Origin of the sequence: Massilia mucilaginosa, assembly GCF_011682145.1 — a bacterium.
Lineage (GTDB): Bacteria > Pseudomonadota > Gammaproteobacteria > Burkholderiales > Burkholderiaceae_D > Telluria_A > Telluria_A mucilaginosa.
This window is the reverse complement of record NZ_WHJH01000251.1, coordinates 1-361: the sequence shown is the minus strand read 5'-3', so window position 1 is coordinate 361 and position 361 is coordinate 1. Positions and strand designations below refer to the sequence as shown.

Annotated in this window: 1 pseudogene; it reads right to left on the bottom strand. The window is 46.8% G+C overall.

Annotated features, from left to right (window positions below):
- Positions 1-149: 149 nt before the first annotated feature.
- Positions 150-361 (bottom strand): annotated as a pseudogene (locus F2P45_RS34735) (IS481 family transposase); the annotation flags it as partial.

The window sequence follows — 361 nt, the reverse complement described above, 5'->3', positions numbered from 1 at the left end:
CCCGTAGTACATATTTATAGTTTTTCTAAAGACCGCTCGAATAGAATTGGCGCTTGGAAATTTAATGGATATGGCGCATGATTTGTTGTTAGCGGGGGATTTTTGATGGATACGATCATTGTTGTCCTGCTGAACGCGTGATTAGCTTCCTAATTGTCAAGTCTCGTCTGGTCATAAACACGTTTAACGAATAACTCCGGTTTGTTTTGCTGCCATTCCTTGAGCGCCTGAATCGGCGTTTTGGAACCAATGGCACGCTGCGGAATGTGGTGGTTGTACAGCTTCAGGTAGTTGAGCAAGGTCGTCTCCAAGTCGGCCTGGCTGTCGAATCGGGTCTGTTGCAGCAGTTCGCTAATTCGGC